Here is a 17,152-nt window from a genome sequence, read left to right as displayed (position 1 = left end):
CTTAAAATACAAATAAAGTATTGATAATTAGATTATTACGCTTTAATTTACTTTTGTATAACGTTAAAAATATTGATATTTAACGATAAAAGCTGTTATAAATCAATTGATCTTTAACTATGTAATCTAGTTAAATATATTACTGATAATTAGCTACTTATATTGTTTACAAACTTAAATTACCTATATCAGAAAGGATTTCTAGCAAAATAATACTAAGGTCAGATAATTAATGATTCAGAATAGCATAAAAAAGAAAATTTACTTTAGTTAATTGTACTTTGCCTTCTAAAAATGTAAATATATCATTGGTATTTAGCACATTACATTTATTTACATTTGTATATTCAAAATAATCACTCCCATTTACTTTTGTAATTTGCATTTGTAACTTTATTTATTTACATTTGTAAAATAATTAAAGACTTGTTTTTATGAGTTTGAACGAAAGAATTTCCAAAGTGATAGAGTATTCTGCTTTTACTCCTTCTGAATTTGCTGATGAGATTGACGTACAGCGTTCTTCTATTTCGCATATTACCTCGGGAAGAAATAAACCCTCTCTGGAATTTATCATCAAGATAAAATCCCGTTTCCCGGAAATCCTTTGGGATTGGCTGATTACGGGTGAAGGAGAAATGTTGAAATCTGAACTTCCGGAAACCATAGAAATTCAGACAGAAAAATTGGATGACCAGCCAAAGCCCACTCCGCTTCCGGATCTGTTCACCATGATGAGCGATGATGAAGATCCTGAACTTACAGAGGTTGCTTCTGAATCTCCAAAACTCAGCCCGCGAGAATCGTCTGTACCTGCCCAAAGTACGGTCCAGGAAAATTTAACCGATTCTCGGCGATTAGAAAATTCTAATGAACAGATAATAGCGCAAGCTACTGGAAATCAAAGCAATAAGATAAAACGTATTGTCCTGTTTTATGAAAATGGAAAATTCGAAAGTTTTGAGCCATAAAAAACCTGACTAAAGAAAATAGCCAGGTAAAAAATATTTGAAGAAGAAAACTAAAGCTATTGCTTTATTTAGTTTTTAATGGATAGGGATCTGCTTTTCCTTTTTAGCAGATAACGGATTGGATTCATAAGTTTGCTTTCATCCTATTTCTATTTAAAACTTATTATATAACCTGGTCACTTTATAGTAAAACCTGTTATGTATTAAATACTTTTATGATATTATCAAATATAGCAAAACACAATTAAATTAGCAATAATTTTTAAATAAATTTAAAAATTAATTAATATATAAAGGAACAATATAGATAATTGTTAATTTCGAAAAAATAAAAATCGCTGTCAGAGTGACAATAAAAACGGTTTTTCACCAATAAATGCATAAAAAAGACCTGCAGAAAACTACAGGTCGCTTTATATTTTGGATAAGAATCTTATTTCTTTCTTCTTTCCAGTTCCTTTTTAATAAGTCCTAGTTCTCTTCCGGTCTGTCCGGCCACAGAAGTATTCTCCTGAGCTCTTCTCGTAAGATATGGAACTACATCCTTCACAGGCCCGTATGGAAGATATTTAGCCACATTATAGCCTTTATCCGACAGGTAGAAGGTAATATTATCACTCATTCCGTAAAGCTGTCCGAAATAAACATGAGGGTTTCCGTTTTCAAGAGACTTGGCTTTCATTTTATCCATTACGAGTTCTGATGAAACCTCATTATGCGTTCCAAAGAATGCTGAAACCTTATCCAGATGATTCATTACAAAATCAATTCCGGCATTATAGTTTTTATCGGAAGCTTCCTTGTTCGGCTGGATAGGATCTGCGTATCCTTTCTCTGCTGCTCTTGCTCTTTCTTTCTCCATATAAGCTCCGCGAACAATCTTATACCCGATAAAATAATTCTTTTCTCTTGCTCTCTGAAGGTGCTGTTCCATGTACTCAAGTCTTCCCGTTCTGTACATTTGAATGGTATTCCAAACGATAGGTTTTTCCTGGTTGTATTTCTCCATCATTTCTTCACACAAATAGTCAGCCGCCTCCTGCATCCAGGTTTCTTCGGCGTCTACCATTACTTTTTTATCATTTTCGTGGCACAGGCTGCATACTTCATCAAATCTTTTTACCACTCTTTCCCATTCTTCTTTCTGGCTGGATGTCAGCTCTGCATTTTTGCCAACCGCCTCATACAGATCAATTCTTCCGAATGCTGTAGGTTTAAACACAATAAAAGGAATAGCCGGATTTCCCACTGAAAATCTTACGATATCCTTGATCTCTTTACATACGGCATCAAAGGTTTCTTCATCTTCTTTTCCTTCAATGGAATAGTCAAAAATACTACCTACTCCCCTTTTGAAAAGCTGTTTTACCACCTTCATACTTTCTTCGCGGGTTTCGCCTCCGCAGAACTGCTCAAACAATGTGTTTTTAACAATTCCGGTAACGAAAGGAAAATTATGATGTACGGTAAAATTAAGGACAGAGGTTCCAAGGCTTGTAAGAGCAGGCTGTTCAATCATTTTAAACATCCAGTACGCCTTTTTCAGTTGTGCATCAGACTTGTCTGCAAATGCAACTTTAGTATCATTAAAAATGGGCATTCCTTTTTATTAAATTTAGTTCTGCAAAGGTAATGAATACCTCAGTTTATTTAAAGAAATTTTTTCTATAATTTGCTTTCAATTCCATTCAAAAGCATTGCAATAATTCCTACAAAAACCCAGAATCTTAAAATATTGAGGGTGAGAAAAATTCTTCTTCGTGAGAAGTTCAGAAGGAGGTAAATACACAGAATCATGATGAAAAGTCCTCCTGCAAAATAGTACGCCATAAATCCGGATATTCCGGTTTTAATAATGATTTTCATGGATACTGCCATTGTTACAAGCAGCAGAGAGATAATGATAATCCTTGTATTTCTATTTTTAAAATAGTTCGGGATGGTGGTATAACCAAAGGTCCTATCAACACTTTTAGTCAACATATCTTTTACAATATCAATACATAAAAGAATCAGGAAAAGGAAAACAGCCATCAGCAGTACTTTCCATGAAAAGGTCTCGTAATAGACCATCATTCCGAAGAAAGGATATAAGGTAAGGCTAACGAAAGTAAGGTTATTAAGAATCAGAATCCTGCTCAGTTTATGACTGTAAAACCACATAAAAAACTGGTATACAAGAAAGAAAACAAAAACCCTGTGTGAAATCATCCACGCTACGCCCAAAGAAATGGCACTTAATGTGAGATAAGCATACAGGAAATATTTCTGCTTGATGAAACTCTGTATTCTGGTCCGGAATGGCTTTGCAATATGATCTTTTCCCAGATCATAGAACTGGTTGATAATTCCTCCTGCAAGAATGGTAAGAACGGTACAAAAGATGATCCCGTGAACTTTGAAATCGAAGACAAATTTTCTGAAGGTTTCATCCTGATTAAACAGAAAGAAAGTCGAAACATATAGGGCAAAAGTCAGAAGAACAGCTACGAAGAACCGCGCTCCGAGAAGAAAGCCCACCAGTTGTGAGAATCTGTAAAATATAGATTTAGAGACATCGTTTTTAGATTGGAAAGTTTCTTTTTCAGAATTCATTCCAGTGTGTTTAAAATCTGTAGATCACTTCTTTCTGGAAGCCGTCAAGCATTTTTTCTGCCTTTTCATAATCTTTGGTAAAGCCCAGAATATACCCTCCGCCTCCGCTTCCGCAAAGCTTAAGATAATAGGCATTGGAATCCAGTCCTTTTTTCCAGATCTTAAAGATACTTTCAGGAATCATTGGACGGAAGTGTTCATACGCCCAATGGGACAGTTTTTTCAGGTTTCTGAAGAATGGGTTCATATCTTTTTTCAGGAAAGCGTCAATACAAGCGTTGTTGTAACGGATAAACTCTTCTTTCAGTGTTTTACGGAAACCTTCTGTTTTCATTTTTTCAAAGAAGATCTGGATCATTGGACCTGTTTCTCCGGTGATTCCGCTGTCGATAAGGAAAATTGCTCCTTTTCCGGCTTCTCCTTCCGGGATATTTACCCTGTCTAAATTTTCTTTGTTCTCAATAAGAATCGGCAGGTTCATGTAACAGATCAAAGGATCCATTCCTGAACTTTTGCCATGGAAATAGCTTTCCATTTCTCCAAAAACGGTTTTTAATTTTTTCAGATTGTCTTTTGAAATATGTTCAGAATCTAGTTTACTGATTGAATATTTTTCAAAAATAGCCGCTACCAGAGCTCCGGAGCTTCCTACTCCGTATCCCTGAGGAATATTGGAATCAAAGAAGAGCCCTTCTGCAATATCACTTTTAAAGCGATTGATATCTAATTCAAAATCATCAGAAAGATCAAGCGTTGTAAGGAAATCAGCATATTTCTGCAGATGTCTGTTGGAATTAAGTTCAAATTCAGAACCGAGATCTGAGAATTTCAAAGTTCCTTTATAGAAGCTGTAAGGTACTACAAGCCCTTGGGAATCTTCAATCATTCCATATTCTCCAAACAGGATTATTTTTGCATAAAATAGAGGGTTGGTCATTTTGACAATAAATCTTTTGACAAAGTTAAAAATTATTCCGCTGAATATAATCAAAATTCACGCCGAATTCCATATTTAATGTAAAAAGCAGACTTTTTTATCGAATCTCAACCGGATGACCCATAAAAAAGCTGTTTCAAAAGTGAAACAGCTCTGTATATTTTACAAGGTATCTCTGTCTTTCCGCATCTGAACTTTCAGGAACCGGATCAATATTAATCCGGTTGCGAAGAACAGTGTCATGGAAAGCGCTGCAATACGCATATTGTTGAAATGCTCAATGAGTGTTGCAAATATAAAGGTTCCGATGATGATGGCAATTTTTTCCAATACATCATAGAAACTGAAAAATGTTGTATTTTCCATAGAATCTTCAGGAAGCAATTTGGAATAAGTAGACCTGGACATCGCCTGAAGACCTCCCATTACAAGTCCGACAACTGCTGCCACACCATAAAACTGGTATTCCACTGTAGGATTTTCTTTATTTAGGAAAAACGCCCAAAGACAGGCAACAATCCATAGTATAATGGCTATAGAGATTACATTTCTGTTTCCGATTCTTTTTGATAATCTTGAGAAGATTACCGCTCCGATAATGGCTTCGATCTGGATAACCAGAAGCGTGGCTATCAATTTATCCTGAGCCAGATTGATTTCACTTTTTCCGAACAGGGTAGCCATCAGGAAAATAGTCTGCATTCCTACACTGTAAAAGAAGAAACTGGAAAGGAAAAATTTCAGGTTTCTGTCTTTAAACAACTCTCCTCCTACTTTGAATAATTCATGGAAACTTTCTTTAGCAATGTCTTTATAAAAGCTTAGATTATCTTTCAGAACTTCAAAGAATCCGCCCTGCTCTTCATGCTTTTTAAAAATATTTTTATAGTTTAAAAGTACCAGATCTTTTGGAAGTTTATCTTTAACATCTCCAAACTGAGGAAGGTGCTTGAAGGTATACTGTGAGAACCCGAACCACCATGCTCCTGTCAACAAGAAGCTGATTCTTGTGAACAACAGCTGCTGGGCCGCTCCTTTGGCAAATACCTGAATCAATACTAAACAGATCACCACCAATACTACCGATCCGATATATCCATAGACATATCCTTTAGCCGAAAGGGCATCCTGCTTATCCCGGGTTGCAATATCCGGCAAGAAGGAGTTATAAAATACAAGACTTCCCCAAAACCCGACACTTGCCGTAATACTGAAAAGAAGCCCCAGAAATACATTATGCATCCCTGTAAACATAGCAAGCCCCATACATGAAGTTGCTCCCAGATAACAAAAGAACTGAAGGAATGATTTTTTATTGCCTATGGTATCTGCCAATGATGATAAAAATGGAGACAGCAGTACCACAATAAAGAAAGAGATGGTGAGTGAATATCCATATACCGCATCAGGCTGGTATTCTTCTCCGAAGATTTTAATCATATGCCTCACCGGGACATCAATCCAGGATTTGGTTTCTTCTACATATTCTTTTTTCTCATACGCTGTGGTAAGAATGGAATAGTAAATAGGAAAAATGGTGGAGGTGATTACCAGCGAATATACGGAATTCGCCCAGTCATATACCGCCCAAGCCTTCATAATCCTTGGATTATTTTTTATATTTTGAGGCTGTTGATTCTCAATTTCAGACATTTCAAATAAATATTAGTAGCACAAAAATAAAAAAACCATTAAGAAATGGATAAGATTTTAAAAAAATTATCGATTCCTTAATGGCAAATACTCTCAAAGAGAATATTATATGTTTTCAATAACGATCGCTGAAGCACCACCGCCACCATTACAAATGGCTGCAGCACCATATTTTGCGTTATTTTGCTTCAATACATTAATCAGGGTAACAATGATTCTTGACCCTGAACTTCCCAGCGGGTGCCCAAGGGCTACCGCTCCTCCGTTAACGTTTACTTTGGAAGCATCCAGCTTTAAGATTTGGTTATTAGCCAATCCCACTACAGAGAAAGCTTCGTTAAATTCGAAGAAGTCGATGTCTGAAATCTCAAGACCTGCTTTTTTAAGAGCAATCGGAAGTGCTTTTGCCGGAGCAGTCGTGAAGTTTTCAGGCTCCTGGGCTGCATCAGCATAAGAAACAATCTTCGCTAAAGGTTTCAGTCCTAATTCTTCCATTTTTTCTTTAGATACAAGGATCAGGGCAGAAGCACCGTCATTCAGTGTGGATGCGTTAGCTGCAGTTACTGTACCGTTTTCTTTTTTGAATACAGTAGGAAGTGTTGTAATTCTATCGAAATTTACAGCTTTGTATTCTTCATCTTCAGCGAAAATAACAGGTTCTCCTTTTCTTTGTGGAATTTCAACAGGAACAACCTCATCATTGAATTTTCCTTCGCTCCATGCTTTTGCTGCTTTCTTATATGATTCAATAGCAAAGTTATCCTGATCTTCTCTTGAAATGCTGTAATCTGTTGCACATTTTTCTGCACATACTCCCATATGCACTTTGTTGTACACATCGGTAAGACCGTCCAATACCATTCCATCCTGCATTTTGATATCGCCTAATTTGGTAGCAATTCTTGCATTATAGTAATGAGGCACTGAAGACATATTTTCCATACCTCCGGCAACGATTACTTCAGCATCACCGGCTTTAATCGCCTGTGCAGCCATAGTAACCGCTTTCATTCCTGAAGCACATACTTTATTTACCGTAGTAGACGGAGTTTCAATAGATAATCCCGCTCCAAGGGCAACCTGACGTGCCGGCGCCTGGCCTTCTCCTGCCTGAAGCACATTCCCCATATAAATTTCCTGAACATTTTTAGGATCAAGACCAATTTTATCTAATGCTCCTTTTACTGCTGCAGATCCCAGTTTGGTAGCCGGAACTGTTGAAAGGCTTCCCATAAAGCTCCCCATAGGAGTTCTTACTGCGGAAACGATGAATACTTCTTTCATGTGTATTATATTTTACTTTTTTTAATGGATGAAGCCTTCCGGCTTCGTATAATATCTGTTCTATTTTACTTTTACGTAGGTAAGTTCAAACTGATTGTTGTCAATCTTTGTCTGAACTTTCAGGAAATTATCCTGAGTTTCCATAATTTTAACGCTGAAAACATCTCCTATCTGTACAGGATCGTTTTTATCTGATTTTTCAATGACAATTGCCTTATAGTTACAGTCGTCCACAAAAACCAGTGTTGATTTTATAAAATCTTTTCCGTTATTGAAATACTCGGTCTGAACATTATCTTTCACGATCATATACCAGATGCCTTCCGGATAATTCTCACGTAGGAATTTACCTTCTTTCAGACTTTTACATTTAGCTGGTTTATCCGGTTTGCTGAAATCTGTGCTCTGAGCTTCGGCTTTTGAAAATGCTAACATCAGTATTCCAGCGCAAAATACTTTTATTAATTTCATATCTGTACTCTGTTGTTTACTTTTTTACTGCTCCTGGCCAAAATCATCATGAATGCACCCAGAAACTCTACAGCCCAGCCCCATTTAAGCTTTACAACCCCTGCGAAAGTTTCCCGCCAGGATTTAAAAGGCAAAAAGCTGAAATACTCCAGCGACTGCATTTTGACAGCTACCAGGGTAAATGCAAACAAAATGATCAGCAATACTCCAAAAAATCTTACGATTTTCGCACTGTTATTAACAATACCAAAAACGGCACATGCAGCAAAGATCCAGCACGCAATGGCCAAATAGTGGTCCAGTTTCCAATAGTTCCAATTTCCAATGATGGGAACATGAACAAGGGGCAGAAAGCTGCCTACAACCACTAATAACAATCCTAATAACTGAATATTTCTCATATTTACTAAAGTGCCAAAATACAAAAAAAAACACACTTAAAAAAAGCGTGTTTCAAATTCAGATTATTACCGAACAAACGTTAATAAGTTTAAAAAAAATCAATTCAAATTAGCAATATAATAAATAATCATTATTTTTATTAACAATTTAAAAATAGATACTTGCAATCTCCAGACCGATCTGAAGTCCGTATTTCTTTGTAAACTGTGCGTTATTGTTAAATGTCGGCGTAAAATCTTTCTGAACAAATAAATTGAAACCTCCGTAACCGATCCCGAATTTGCCACCAACCACAAGATCGTTCATTCCATATCCTACTCTTTCTCTTTCTACAATCCTTGATGAAAATTCATTGGAGTACTTATTATAAATAACGGTTCCAACCCTTACCCCTCCATATACTCCTAAAACAATGCTCAGCTGGTCTTTTTTGTTATCTAAATAGGTATTTCCTTCAAATTCAACATATTTAGGATTCAGAACAAACCGGAGATCTACCGGAACAAAAATATAGGTATTATTAAATCGGGTCTGTTTCAGATTGCCTTTGGTAAATTCCTGTACAGACAGCGTATGCCCTTCCTGTGAATATACTTTTCCGTATTTTGCAGAAAACTGATCTGAACGGAATCCCAGTCCGAATCTGTAAAACAACGGGCTTTTAAAACCACCGACCTGGCTTTCGTATCTGAGCGTAAAATTATAGGAATTATAGACTGTATTTTTCACTTCAGAATCTTTGCTGTAAAACCTGAACGGCTGATCTTTAGAGGTCATATTGGTACCAACAAAGCTGAACGTCATGGCTAAAGAATTTAAAAGCTCTTTAGGTGTTGTTCGCCTTCTCGGAAACATTTCCATTTTGAATCCATTAGAGCCAAGCTGTAACGAATATCTGCTGGGAGGAGCAGGGTTTTTCCCTTCAAAAACAGCGTCTCTTACCATTTCTTTGGTAGCAGTTTCCAATTCTGATTTTTCTGCGTCTATTTTATCGTTAATGATCTGCTGATATTTTGAAGCTGTTTCGGTACGTTGTTTCTGCTTTTCATCGAATGTGATTTTATTTTCACTGAAGCTTTTATCTATGGCATTTAGTTCTGTATTCAACTTTGATTTTTCAGAGAGGACAATGCTGTCCACTTTTTTTGAATACAGTTCCATTCTTGGATTTATCGGCTGATTTTCCTGGGCAAAACTGCAGGTAAAAGCTGTTACTGCAGCCATTAAGGTTATTTTAGTTCTCATATTCTTATTCATTTTCAGACATTATTTATACTCTGTCCTCGTTCAAAGGGCAGTATTTTTTTATATTAAAGACTGGTTTTATTTTGAATCGATGTAGACGGTCACACCCAGAACGGTTACGTTCCCAACATTCGGTACCATTCTGTCAAAGTTGAATGTTCCTACTTTCTTATCATTTTTAGCTGCTTTTGCACGATTTTTATCATATTCATTTCCCAAAAGAAGATCATCGGTGCTGATGTAGCTTGTTTTCGTCTGCTTTACTTCTGCTATAACAGGAAGGTTAGCTGTACTGATTTCTGTTTTTTCCGGGGTCTGCGTTACTTTTTCCGGTTGTTTTACTGCTATCTGAGGTTCTTTATATTCAATGGTTTCAATACTTTGTGGCTTTACTTTTTTTGCAGGCGTTAAAACTTCCTGTGAGTTTACTTTTTCATGAGATTTACTCACTATTTTTATTTCATTTTCCTGAACTGGTTCTTCATTTGGATGTACAGGAAGATCCTGAGTATCGGAGTTTACAGGTTTGGCCACCTGTTCAAGCGTTTTTTTAACGATATAATCTGTTTTATGATTAGGTTTACTTTCCCGGCTGCTATAAAAAATAAATGTTCCCGCTGAAATCAACAGTAATGCAACAGCTGCATACTTCCACCACTGAAAAGAGGGTTTTACTGCCGTTTCAGGGTTTCCGTCCAACTTCTGGTCCAGTTTTGCCCAAAGATCTGCAGAAGGCTTTATTTCGAGCCTTTCATAGTCAGATTTTAGCTGTTTCAGTATTTCTTTTTTCATTGTTTTCGGTTTTTAAAAATTCTGTCAGCCATTTTTTTGCCTTGCTAAGCTGGCTTTTGCTGGTTCCTTCTGAAATATTGAGCATTTCTGCAATCTCATGATGTTTCTTGTCTTCAAAAACATACAGATTAAAAATCAGTCTATATCCTGCAGGCATTTGGGAAAATAGGTCTTCAATATTGATTTCCGCCATCCTTTCATCTATATCTTCTTCCGGGTGATCATCTGCAATTTCTATATCTGCATAAAGAATATTCCGGTTTTTTCTGAGAAAGCTTACAGAATCATTCACGACAATTTTTCTGAGCCAGAACGGAAAGCTTTTCCAGTCTCTGCATTCATCCAGTTTTGTAAAACATTTCAGGAAGGCACTGCTTAAAATATCTTCCGCATCATGAAGGTTGTTGACATAAGAATTTGCAATGGCAAGCATTTTAGATGAAAACATCTCATACAATGCTTTCTGGCCTCTCCGGTCCCGTTTTTTTGCCAGTAAAAAATTCTCTTCTAAATTCTTCATGTATTGGTTTCTATCTATAAGACGGAAATTCTTTAAAATGGTTGCCTGAAAATAAAAAAAACTGCACTTTTTTCCAAAGTGCAGTCTAATATTTTAATTTTCAGTATGATAAATTTAATGATTTACTGAAGAAACCTCATCAGGATTATGTTTATGCCTGAATAGAATCGCAAAGAATATAGCAAGAACCAGAGCATAGATTGCAAAAGAAAGCCATATCTGATGCCAATCTTTTACCATAACAACAGATGAAAGGGTCCCATCCGGATTTACTGCAGCATTAAAACCGCTTTTCAAAATCTCAAGGAATGTAGGATTATCCGGTGTTGTTTCCAGGTAGGTGGAAAGATCCGAAGCTGTTGTAAACTTGTGTGTAAAAAATTTATCAATGGCCCAACCTGCTATATAACTTCCGAAAACAGCTCCAAAACCATTGGTCATCATCATAAATAACCCCTGAGCAGAAGAACGTATTTTTTTATCAGTAGTTGTTTCTACGAAAAGAGAACCTGAGATATTGAAGAAATCAAATGCCATTCCGTATACAATACAGGAAAGAATAATCAGTGAAAGCCCAAATCCGTCCGGCACACCATAGGCAAAGAATCCGAATCTTAAAACCCATGCAAGCATAGACATCAACATTACTTTTTTGATCCCGAATTTCTTCAGGAAAAAAGGAATCGCTAAAATGAACAAAGTCTCTGAAACCTGAGAAATTGACATAATAATGGTAGATCTCTGAACAACAAAAGAGTCTGCATATTTTGGAAAATGTGAAAATTCACTTAAGAAAACATCTCCGTAGGCATTAGTTAATTGAAGTGCAGCTCCCAAAAGCATTGAAAACAGGAAGAATAAGGCCATTTTGTAGCTCCCGAATAGCTTAAATGCATTCAGACCTAACTGCTCTGATAATGGAGCGCTTTTATCAATTAGTTTTTGTGGCGGACATTTCGGAAGCGTCAGTGCATAAATTCCCAATAGGATCGCTACCGCTCCTCCAATATAAAACTGTCCTTCGGTTGCTTTGTTTCCTGTAAGATTGGTAATCCACATGGCTACAATAAATCCAATTGTTCCCCATACCCTGATTGGCGGGAAATCTTTTACCACATCCAGATTACTATTTTTCAAAATAGTATATGAAATAGAGTTGGCAAGGGCAATGGTAGGCATATAAAAACACATGGCTACAAGCATTACCGAAAAGAAAGAATTAGGATCTGCCGAATGAGGCAATATGAAAAGAACAGCACCATAAAGAATGTGCAGCACCGAAAAAATTCTTTCAGCATTTACCCAGCGGTCAGCAATAATTCCGGTGATGGTTGGCATAAAGATAGAAGCAATTCCCATTGTTCCGAAAACGGCTCCGAACTGGGTTCCATCCCAGTGCTTTGTACCGAACCAAAAATTAGCCATCGTAATCAGCCAGGCTCCCCAGACAAAAAACTGAAGAAAACTGAGGATGGTCAGTCGTAATTTTAAATTCATAGTTTATATAAAGTATCTCTTTTAGTCAATTTTCTTTTTCCTCCTTTTAATTTCTTCCTGAATTTCCAGAGCGGTGTCATAATCTTCTTCTCTTACGGCTTCATCCAGCATTTTCTGAAGTTCTTCCATAGACACAGATTTTAAGTTATCTTCAGCCTGTACTGTTTCTGAAAACGATTGTTCTTCTTTTGAAACATCTTCCAGCTCAAGAAGGATTCCTGCTTCATTCAGCACTTGTTGTGTAGTAAAAATCGGTGCATCGAATCTTACAGCCATTGCAACAGCATCAGAAGTCCGGGCATCAAGGATCAGCTCTTCGTCATTGGCTTTATTCTTAAAGTTGATATTGGAGAAAAATACACCGTCTACAATTTGATAGATAATTACTGAAACCAATTCGTAATGGGTAGAAACTATAAATTTGGTGAATAGATCGTGGGTAAGGGGTCGCGGTGGATGGATATCTTTTTCCAGTCCGAGAGAGATGGACTGTGCTTCGAAATTTCCAATGACAACAGGTAATTTTATGTGTGTCTCTTCATGTTCCAGTAATAGGGCGTACGCGCCTGATTGGGTCTGGCTGTACGATATTCCGCGAATAATTAGCTGTTTATAATCCATAACTACAAATATAGATTAATTTTTTATTGTGATTTCACTTTTTTACGCAAAAATAAAAGCCCGGAAAGCCGAGCTTTTATTTGTATTATGAAGAATTGTAAATGGCTGATCGTCAATGGTACTCCGTAAGTGAATTTTTAATTTATCAAAGATTGACAAGCGAAGCGAACTGACTGCTCACCATTAACTTTTTTATCCTTTTATTGCTTTGATTTTCTCTGTTAAAGCCGGGATGATCTGGAAAGCATCTCCTACTACTCCATAATCAGCAGACTTGAAGAATGGTGCTTCAGCATCATTGTTGATTACTACGATTGTTTTAGAAGAGTTTACCCCTGCAAGGTGCTGAATAGCCCCGGAAATCCCTACTGCAATGTAAAGATTAGGTGCAATTGCTTTACCGGTCTGTCCTACGTGCTCTGTGTGAGGTCTCCATCCGATATCAGAAACCGGCTTAGAACATGCGGTAGCAGCTCCTAAAACGTTAGCCAGTTCTTCAATCATTCCCCAGTTTTCAGGACCTTTCATCCCTCTACCTGCAGAAACAACCACCTCAGCTTCTTTAAGATCTAATTTACCTGAGCTTTGCTCGTGAGAGATCACTTTTGTATCTTCGTTAGCTACTGAAAGATTTTTCACCTCTTCTGAACCTGATACTCCGTTTTCTTTAACACCGAAAGCATTTTGAGAAACAGTAACAATTACTCCGCTACCATCTGCTTTTGCATGCATGAATCCTTTTCCTGAGAATGCTTTTCTTTTTACCTGGAATGGAGAAAGGTTTTCAGGAGCTTCCAAAGCGTTTGTAATTAAAGAATAGTTCTTCATTACAGCCAGCATAGGTGCAATAGAAGAAGCATCTGTTGTATGAGGGAAAACAATAATATTTCCGTCTGCTACTTCATTTACTGCCTGTGCATATGCTTTTGCAGAGAAATTCTTAAGACCCTCGTCTTTGATATTGATTACGTTTGACGCTCCATATTTGTACAATACATCTGAAGCATCTGTAGGGTTTACAGAGATTGCCGTAACGGTATCTCCTGCTTTGTCTGCAACAGCTTTAGCATAAGAAACTGCCTCAAAAGCTGCTTTTTTGTAAACTCCGTTTATATTTTCTGCGTATACGAATACTGCCATTTTTTTAAATTTAAAGATTAAAAAATTAAAGGATTAAAGAATTAGATCACTTTAGCTTCTTCGTGAAGTAATCTTACCAATTCATCAAGGTTATCAGGAGAAACCATTTTTACAGCAGCTCTAGGCGGCACACTGTCATAAGATACACCCTGAACTTTTACTTCTGAAGAAACTGGTTCTACAACCTGCAAAGGTTTTGTTCTTGCAGACATAATCCCTCTCATGTTTGGAATGATAAGGTCTTTTTCATCCACTAATCCTTTTTGTCCTGCAATGATGGCCGGAAGTTTTACAGAAATAGTTTCTTTCCCTCCTTCAATTTCTCTTACTGCAGTCGCCTCGCTTCCGTTTACGTCTAAACCTACCGATGCATTTACGAAAGGCTGGTTCAATAACTGAGCTACCATTCCCGGAACAGAACCTCCGTTATAATCGATAGATTCTTTTCCACAAAGGATAAGATCATATCCCCCATTCTGAGCTACTGCAGCAATTTCTTTTGCTGTTGAATAGCTATCCTTAGGATCAAGGTTTACTCTTACTGCATCATTAGCACCAATTGCCAATGCTTTTCTGATAACAGGTTCTGTAGCTGCATCTCCTACATTGATCACAGTTACTGTTGCTCCCTGAGATTCCTGAAGTTTAACCGCTTTTGTTAACGCAAATTCGTCTAAAGGGTTGATTACCCACTGAATTCCGTTTTTGTCGAAAGCAGACTTATCTGCTGTAAAGTTAATTTTGGAAGTAGTATCCGGAACACTACTAATACAAACTAATATTTTCATGTGTACTATTTTATTATTTCCCTTTAGTGCCTAAACCCATGATGATTTTAGCAGAGATTTTGTTTGAATTAATTTTTGCTAATATAAGCAAAAAATATATTATGCATGCATAATATATATTGATTTGTTATTCAGAGCATTAAAATTAACAAAATGTCCTAAAACAGAGCGTTTTTGTATTAATAAAGAGATCATTAATCTTATTTTCTGATGAATTTTTTAGAAAATTTGTTTCCCTTAATTTCCATGCTAATGGTATAAATTCCGGGGGTAAGATTTCGAATATCTATTTTATTGTGGTCAGGCTGGGTATTCATGCTTCTTCCTGTATTATCAAAAATTTCAACTTTGGAGACTGGTGATGCAGATTGTATATTTATAAAATCAGTCGCGGGATTCGGATACACTGAAATATTACTTTCTTCCTCAATAGTTTCTTTAGTTCCCAATGTTGAACTATTTACGGCTGTCACCATATAATCATCAAAAGATGTGATATGAGCTACTGTATTCCCTGCACCAACTACTGAAACAAAATCCAATTCAAAAGGATCTACACCTGCGGCGGCTGGTGTATGTGTTGAGGCAGGACTGTAAGCAGTACCTCCAGGGGTTATCCATGTAACAATTCCTGTCGTTTTGTTGAATGTACAGTTCAAAGTAATCCATGTATTGGGTGGATAAGTATTTGTAGCAGGTTCAAGATAAAAAAGATAATTTCCGGTTACCGCTGTTGATACTTTAGTATAATATGCAATTCCTACAATTCGTTGTGTATCATATTCATATCCGGCTCCCAGCAACGTTTTATGGGTGGTCCCGTCATAAATCAATACGGTTGCTCTTCCCACACCGCCTATGACGCTTCCTGTGTATAATTTGAAGCTTAGTTTAAGGATATCATTTCCAGCAGTTCTTGCCGCCCAGGATGTTCCCAGCCCGTTCTTCCACATATACTTTGTGCCCGTAGATCCAGCACTTCCGGTAAGCTGTAAAGATTTTCCGTGGGAAACATCTACATTCACAATCTGTGCTTCCGAATTGGAACCTCCGGCAAAATCCGTATAAAAGCCACCTTGCCCGGGAGTTGATGCAGTAATATCCGTTCCAATATTTCCTATAGTATAACTATTAAAATTATCACTTTCCAGAGTCTGGGCATTCAAGGTTTGAAATAAAACCCATAGAAATGCATTAATTGATAGAAAATTTTTCATAATATATTTTTAATTCAATGTCAAACTTACTTCAGTTAAAAAGTGGAATCAATACCAGTTATTAGGTAAATTTTATACTTTAAAGAAAATTGATTCTTATTTTAACATCAATTGAAGAAGGATTAGCTCCTGTTAATAAGACAGCAGAAATCCTGAAAGGTTGTCTGTGAAATAAAAATATCTATTGATTACTACATTAAAATTTAATTGATTTTTGAGATTTATAAAAAAATATTCAATCTGGATTCCCAAAAAGCATCATTTATAAAGGCTTTGTTGCCCTGAATTCTATTTTACTCGGCAAAACTCTTGGATTCATTTTCAAAATATCCAGTACAAGATTTCCCATATCTTCGGGCTGGATCTTCCAGCTGTCTTTTTCTGAAGGAATATTTCCGTTGAAATGAGTCGCCACTGATCCGGGCATAATCACGGTAGATTTGATATTGTATTTTCTAAGATCGATCATAGCCGCTTGGGTAAACCCTACAACACCAAATTTTGAAGCGTTATATCCTGTTCCGTTCTCAAAGAAGTTGGCACCTGCCAGACTGGAAATGGTGATATAATATCCTTCCGTTTTCTTTAATTCTTCCACGGAGGCTTTTAAAGTATAGAAAACACCGGTTAAGTTTGTTTCGATCATATCATTCCATTCCCCGGCTGTGAGCTCATCCACCGGTTTAAATATTCCCAGTCCTGCATTGGCAATTACAAAATCCAGTCTTCCAAATTTTTCTACTGCATATTTTATGGCTTCCTCTTCACTTTCTAGGCTTCTTACATCAGAAACAATTCCCAGAACATTTTCCGAATACTTCCTAAGCGTTTCTTCAGCTTTCTCTACCTCTTCTCTTTTGCGTCCCGAAAATGCTACGGAAATTCCGTTTTCAAGCAATATTTTTGCGATCCCGAAACCAATTCCTTTGGTCCCTCCCGTTATATAGGCTACTTTATCTGACATGTTCCTTAATTTTAATTCCCTAAAATAATAAAAACGCTCCAATTGGAGCGTTTTA

17 protein-coding genes are annotated in these 17,152 nt (G+C 36.8%); 1 reads left to right on the top strand and 16 read right to left on the bottom strand.

Features of this window, described 5'->3' with window-relative positions:
* The first annotated feature begins 434 nt into the window (after nucleotides 1–434).
* On the top strand, nucleotides 435–971 hold the full coding sequence (locus J2Y40_RS23275; protein ID WP_153392625.1) for a helix-turn-helix transcriptional regulator: 537 nt from the start codon (nucleotides 435–437) through the stop codon (nucleotides 969–971).
* Nucleotides 972–1,404: 433 nt separating this feature from the next.
* Here the strand turns inward: J2Y40_RS23275 and J2Y40_RS23270 are convergent, their stop codons facing one another.
* The 16 genes from J2Y40_RS23270 to J2Y40_RS23195 all read right to left on the bottom strand — a co-directional run bounded on the left by J2Y40_RS23270 (nucleotide 1,405) and on the right by J2Y40_RS23195 (nucleotide 17,097).
* Entirely contained in the window at nucleotides 1,405–2,571 is a 1,167-nt protein-coding gene (locus tag J2Y40_RS23270) for a proline dehydrogenase family protein (RefSeq protein ID WP_153392627.1), read from the bottom strand.
* Between the two features lie 65 nt (nucleotides 2,572–2,636).
* Nucleotides 2,637–3,566: a UbiA family prenyltransferase gene (locus J2Y40_RS23265; RefSeq protein ID WP_153392630.1), complete on the bottom strand. Its 930-nt coding sequence runs from the start codon at nucleotides 3,564–3,566 to the stop codon at nucleotides 2,637–2,639.
* Nucleotides 3,567–3,576: 10 nt separating this feature from the next.
* Nucleotides 3,577–4,503 (bottom strand): mevalonate kinase, encoded by a 927-nt coding sequence (locus J2Y40_RS23260; RefSeq protein WP_153392633.1) that lies wholly within the window; start codon nucleotides 4,501–4,503, stop codon nucleotides 3,577–3,579.
* 162 nt (nucleotides 4,504–4,665) lie between these two features.
* Nucleotides 4,666–6,156: an MFS transporter gene (locus tag J2Y40_RS23255; RefSeq protein ID WP_153392636.1), complete on the bottom strand. Its 1,491-nt coding sequence runs from the start codon at nucleotides 6,154–6,156 to the stop codon at nucleotides 4,666–4,668.
* Between the two features lie 105 nt (nucleotides 6,157–6,261).
* On the bottom strand, nucleotides 6,262–7,440 hold the full coding sequence (locus J2Y40_RS23250; RefSeq protein WP_153392639.1) for an acetyl-CoA C-acyltransferase: 1,179 nt from the start codon (nucleotides 7,438–7,440) through the stop codon (nucleotides 6,262–6,264).
* 60 nt (nucleotides 7,441–7,500) lie between these two features.
* Nucleotides 7,501–7,911, bottom strand: coding sequence for a hypothetical protein (locus tag J2Y40_RS23245; protein ID WP_310001692.1), 411 nt, complete (start codon nucleotides 7,909–7,911; stop codon nucleotides 7,501–7,503).
* Nucleotides 7,908–8,312, bottom strand: a complete 405-nt coding sequence (locus J2Y40_RS23240; protein ID WP_153392644.1) for a hypothetical protein — start codon at nucleotides 8,310–8,312, stop codon at nucleotides 7,908–7,910. The genes J2Y40_RS23245 and J2Y40_RS23240 overlap by 4 nt, the downstream gene beginning before the upstream one ends.
* Nucleotides 8,313–8,460: 148 nt before the next feature.
* Nucleotides 8,461–9,558 carry a hypothetical protein gene (locus J2Y40_RS23235; RefSeq protein ID WP_310001689.1) on the bottom strand — a complete coding sequence of 366 codons (1,098 nt, stop codon included), beginning with the start codon at nucleotides 9,556–9,558 and terminating at the stop codon, nucleotides 8,461–8,463.
* A 78-nt stretch (nucleotides 9,559–9,636) separates the two neighbouring features.
* Nucleotides 9,637–10,350: a hypothetical protein gene (locus J2Y40_RS23230; RefSeq protein WP_153392650.1), complete on the bottom strand. Its 714-nt coding sequence runs from the start codon at nucleotides 10,348–10,350 to the stop codon at nucleotides 9,637–9,639.
* Nucleotides 10,316–10,870 carry an RNA polymerase sigma factor gene (locus J2Y40_RS23225; protein ID WP_153392652.1) on the bottom strand — a complete coding sequence of 185 codons (555 nt, stop codon included), beginning with the start codon at nucleotides 10,868–10,870 and terminating at the stop codon, nucleotides 10,316–10,318. Before J2Y40_RS23225 ends, J2Y40_RS23230 begins: the two co-directional genes overlap by 35 nt.
* A 114-nt stretch (nucleotides 10,871–10,984) precedes the next feature.
* Nucleotides 10,985–12,367 carry a nucleoside permease gene (locus J2Y40_RS23220; protein WP_153392655.1) on the bottom strand — a complete coding sequence of 461 codons (1,383 nt, stop codon included), beginning with the start codon at nucleotides 12,365–12,367 and terminating at the stop codon, nucleotides 10,985–10,987.
* 21 nt (nucleotides 12,368–12,388) lie between these two features.
* Nucleotides 12,389–12,988 (bottom strand): bifunctional nuclease family protein, encoded by a 600-nt coding sequence (locus J2Y40_RS23215; RefSeq protein WP_153392657.1) that lies wholly within the window; start codon nucleotides 12,986–12,988, stop codon nucleotides 12,389–12,391.
* Between the two features lie 192 nt (nucleotides 12,989–13,180).
* Nucleotides 13,181–14,128 carry an electron transfer flavoprotein subunit alpha/FixB family protein gene (locus J2Y40_RS23210; RefSeq protein ID WP_153392660.1) on the bottom strand — a complete coding sequence of 316 codons (948 nt, stop codon included), beginning with the start codon at nucleotides 14,126–14,128 and terminating at the stop codon, nucleotides 13,181–13,183.
* Nucleotides 14,129–14,169: 41 nt separating this feature from the next.
* Entirely contained in the window at nucleotides 14,170–14,916 is a 747-nt protein-coding gene (locus tag J2Y40_RS23205; RefSeq protein WP_310001686.1) for an electron transfer flavoprotein subunit beta/FixA family protein, read from the bottom strand.
* A gap of 200 nt (nucleotides 14,917–15,116) precedes the next feature.
* A complete protein-coding gene (locus J2Y40_RS23200; RefSeq protein ID WP_310001684.1) occupies nucleotides 15,117–16,133 on the bottom strand; it encodes a T9SS type A sorting domain-containing protein in 1,017 nt (338 codons plus the stop codon).
* Nucleotides 16,134–16,395: 262 nt separating this feature from the next.
* Nucleotides 16,396–17,097 (bottom strand): SDR family oxidoreductase, encoded by a 702-nt coding sequence (locus tag J2Y40_RS23195; RefSeq protein ID WP_153392669.1) that lies wholly within the window; start codon nucleotides 17,095–17,097, stop codon nucleotides 16,396–16,398.
* Between the last annotated feature and the right edge of the window lie 55 nt (nucleotides 17,098–17,152).

The organism is Chryseobacterium sp. 2987, assembly GCF_031456375.1.
Classification (GTDB): Bacteria; Bacteroidota; Bacteroidia; order Flavobacteriales; family Weeksellaceae; genus Chryseobacterium; species Chryseobacterium vaccae.
The sequence above is the reverse complement of the archived record's forward strand: the minus strand, read 5'-3'. Positions and strand labels throughout refer to the sequence as shown.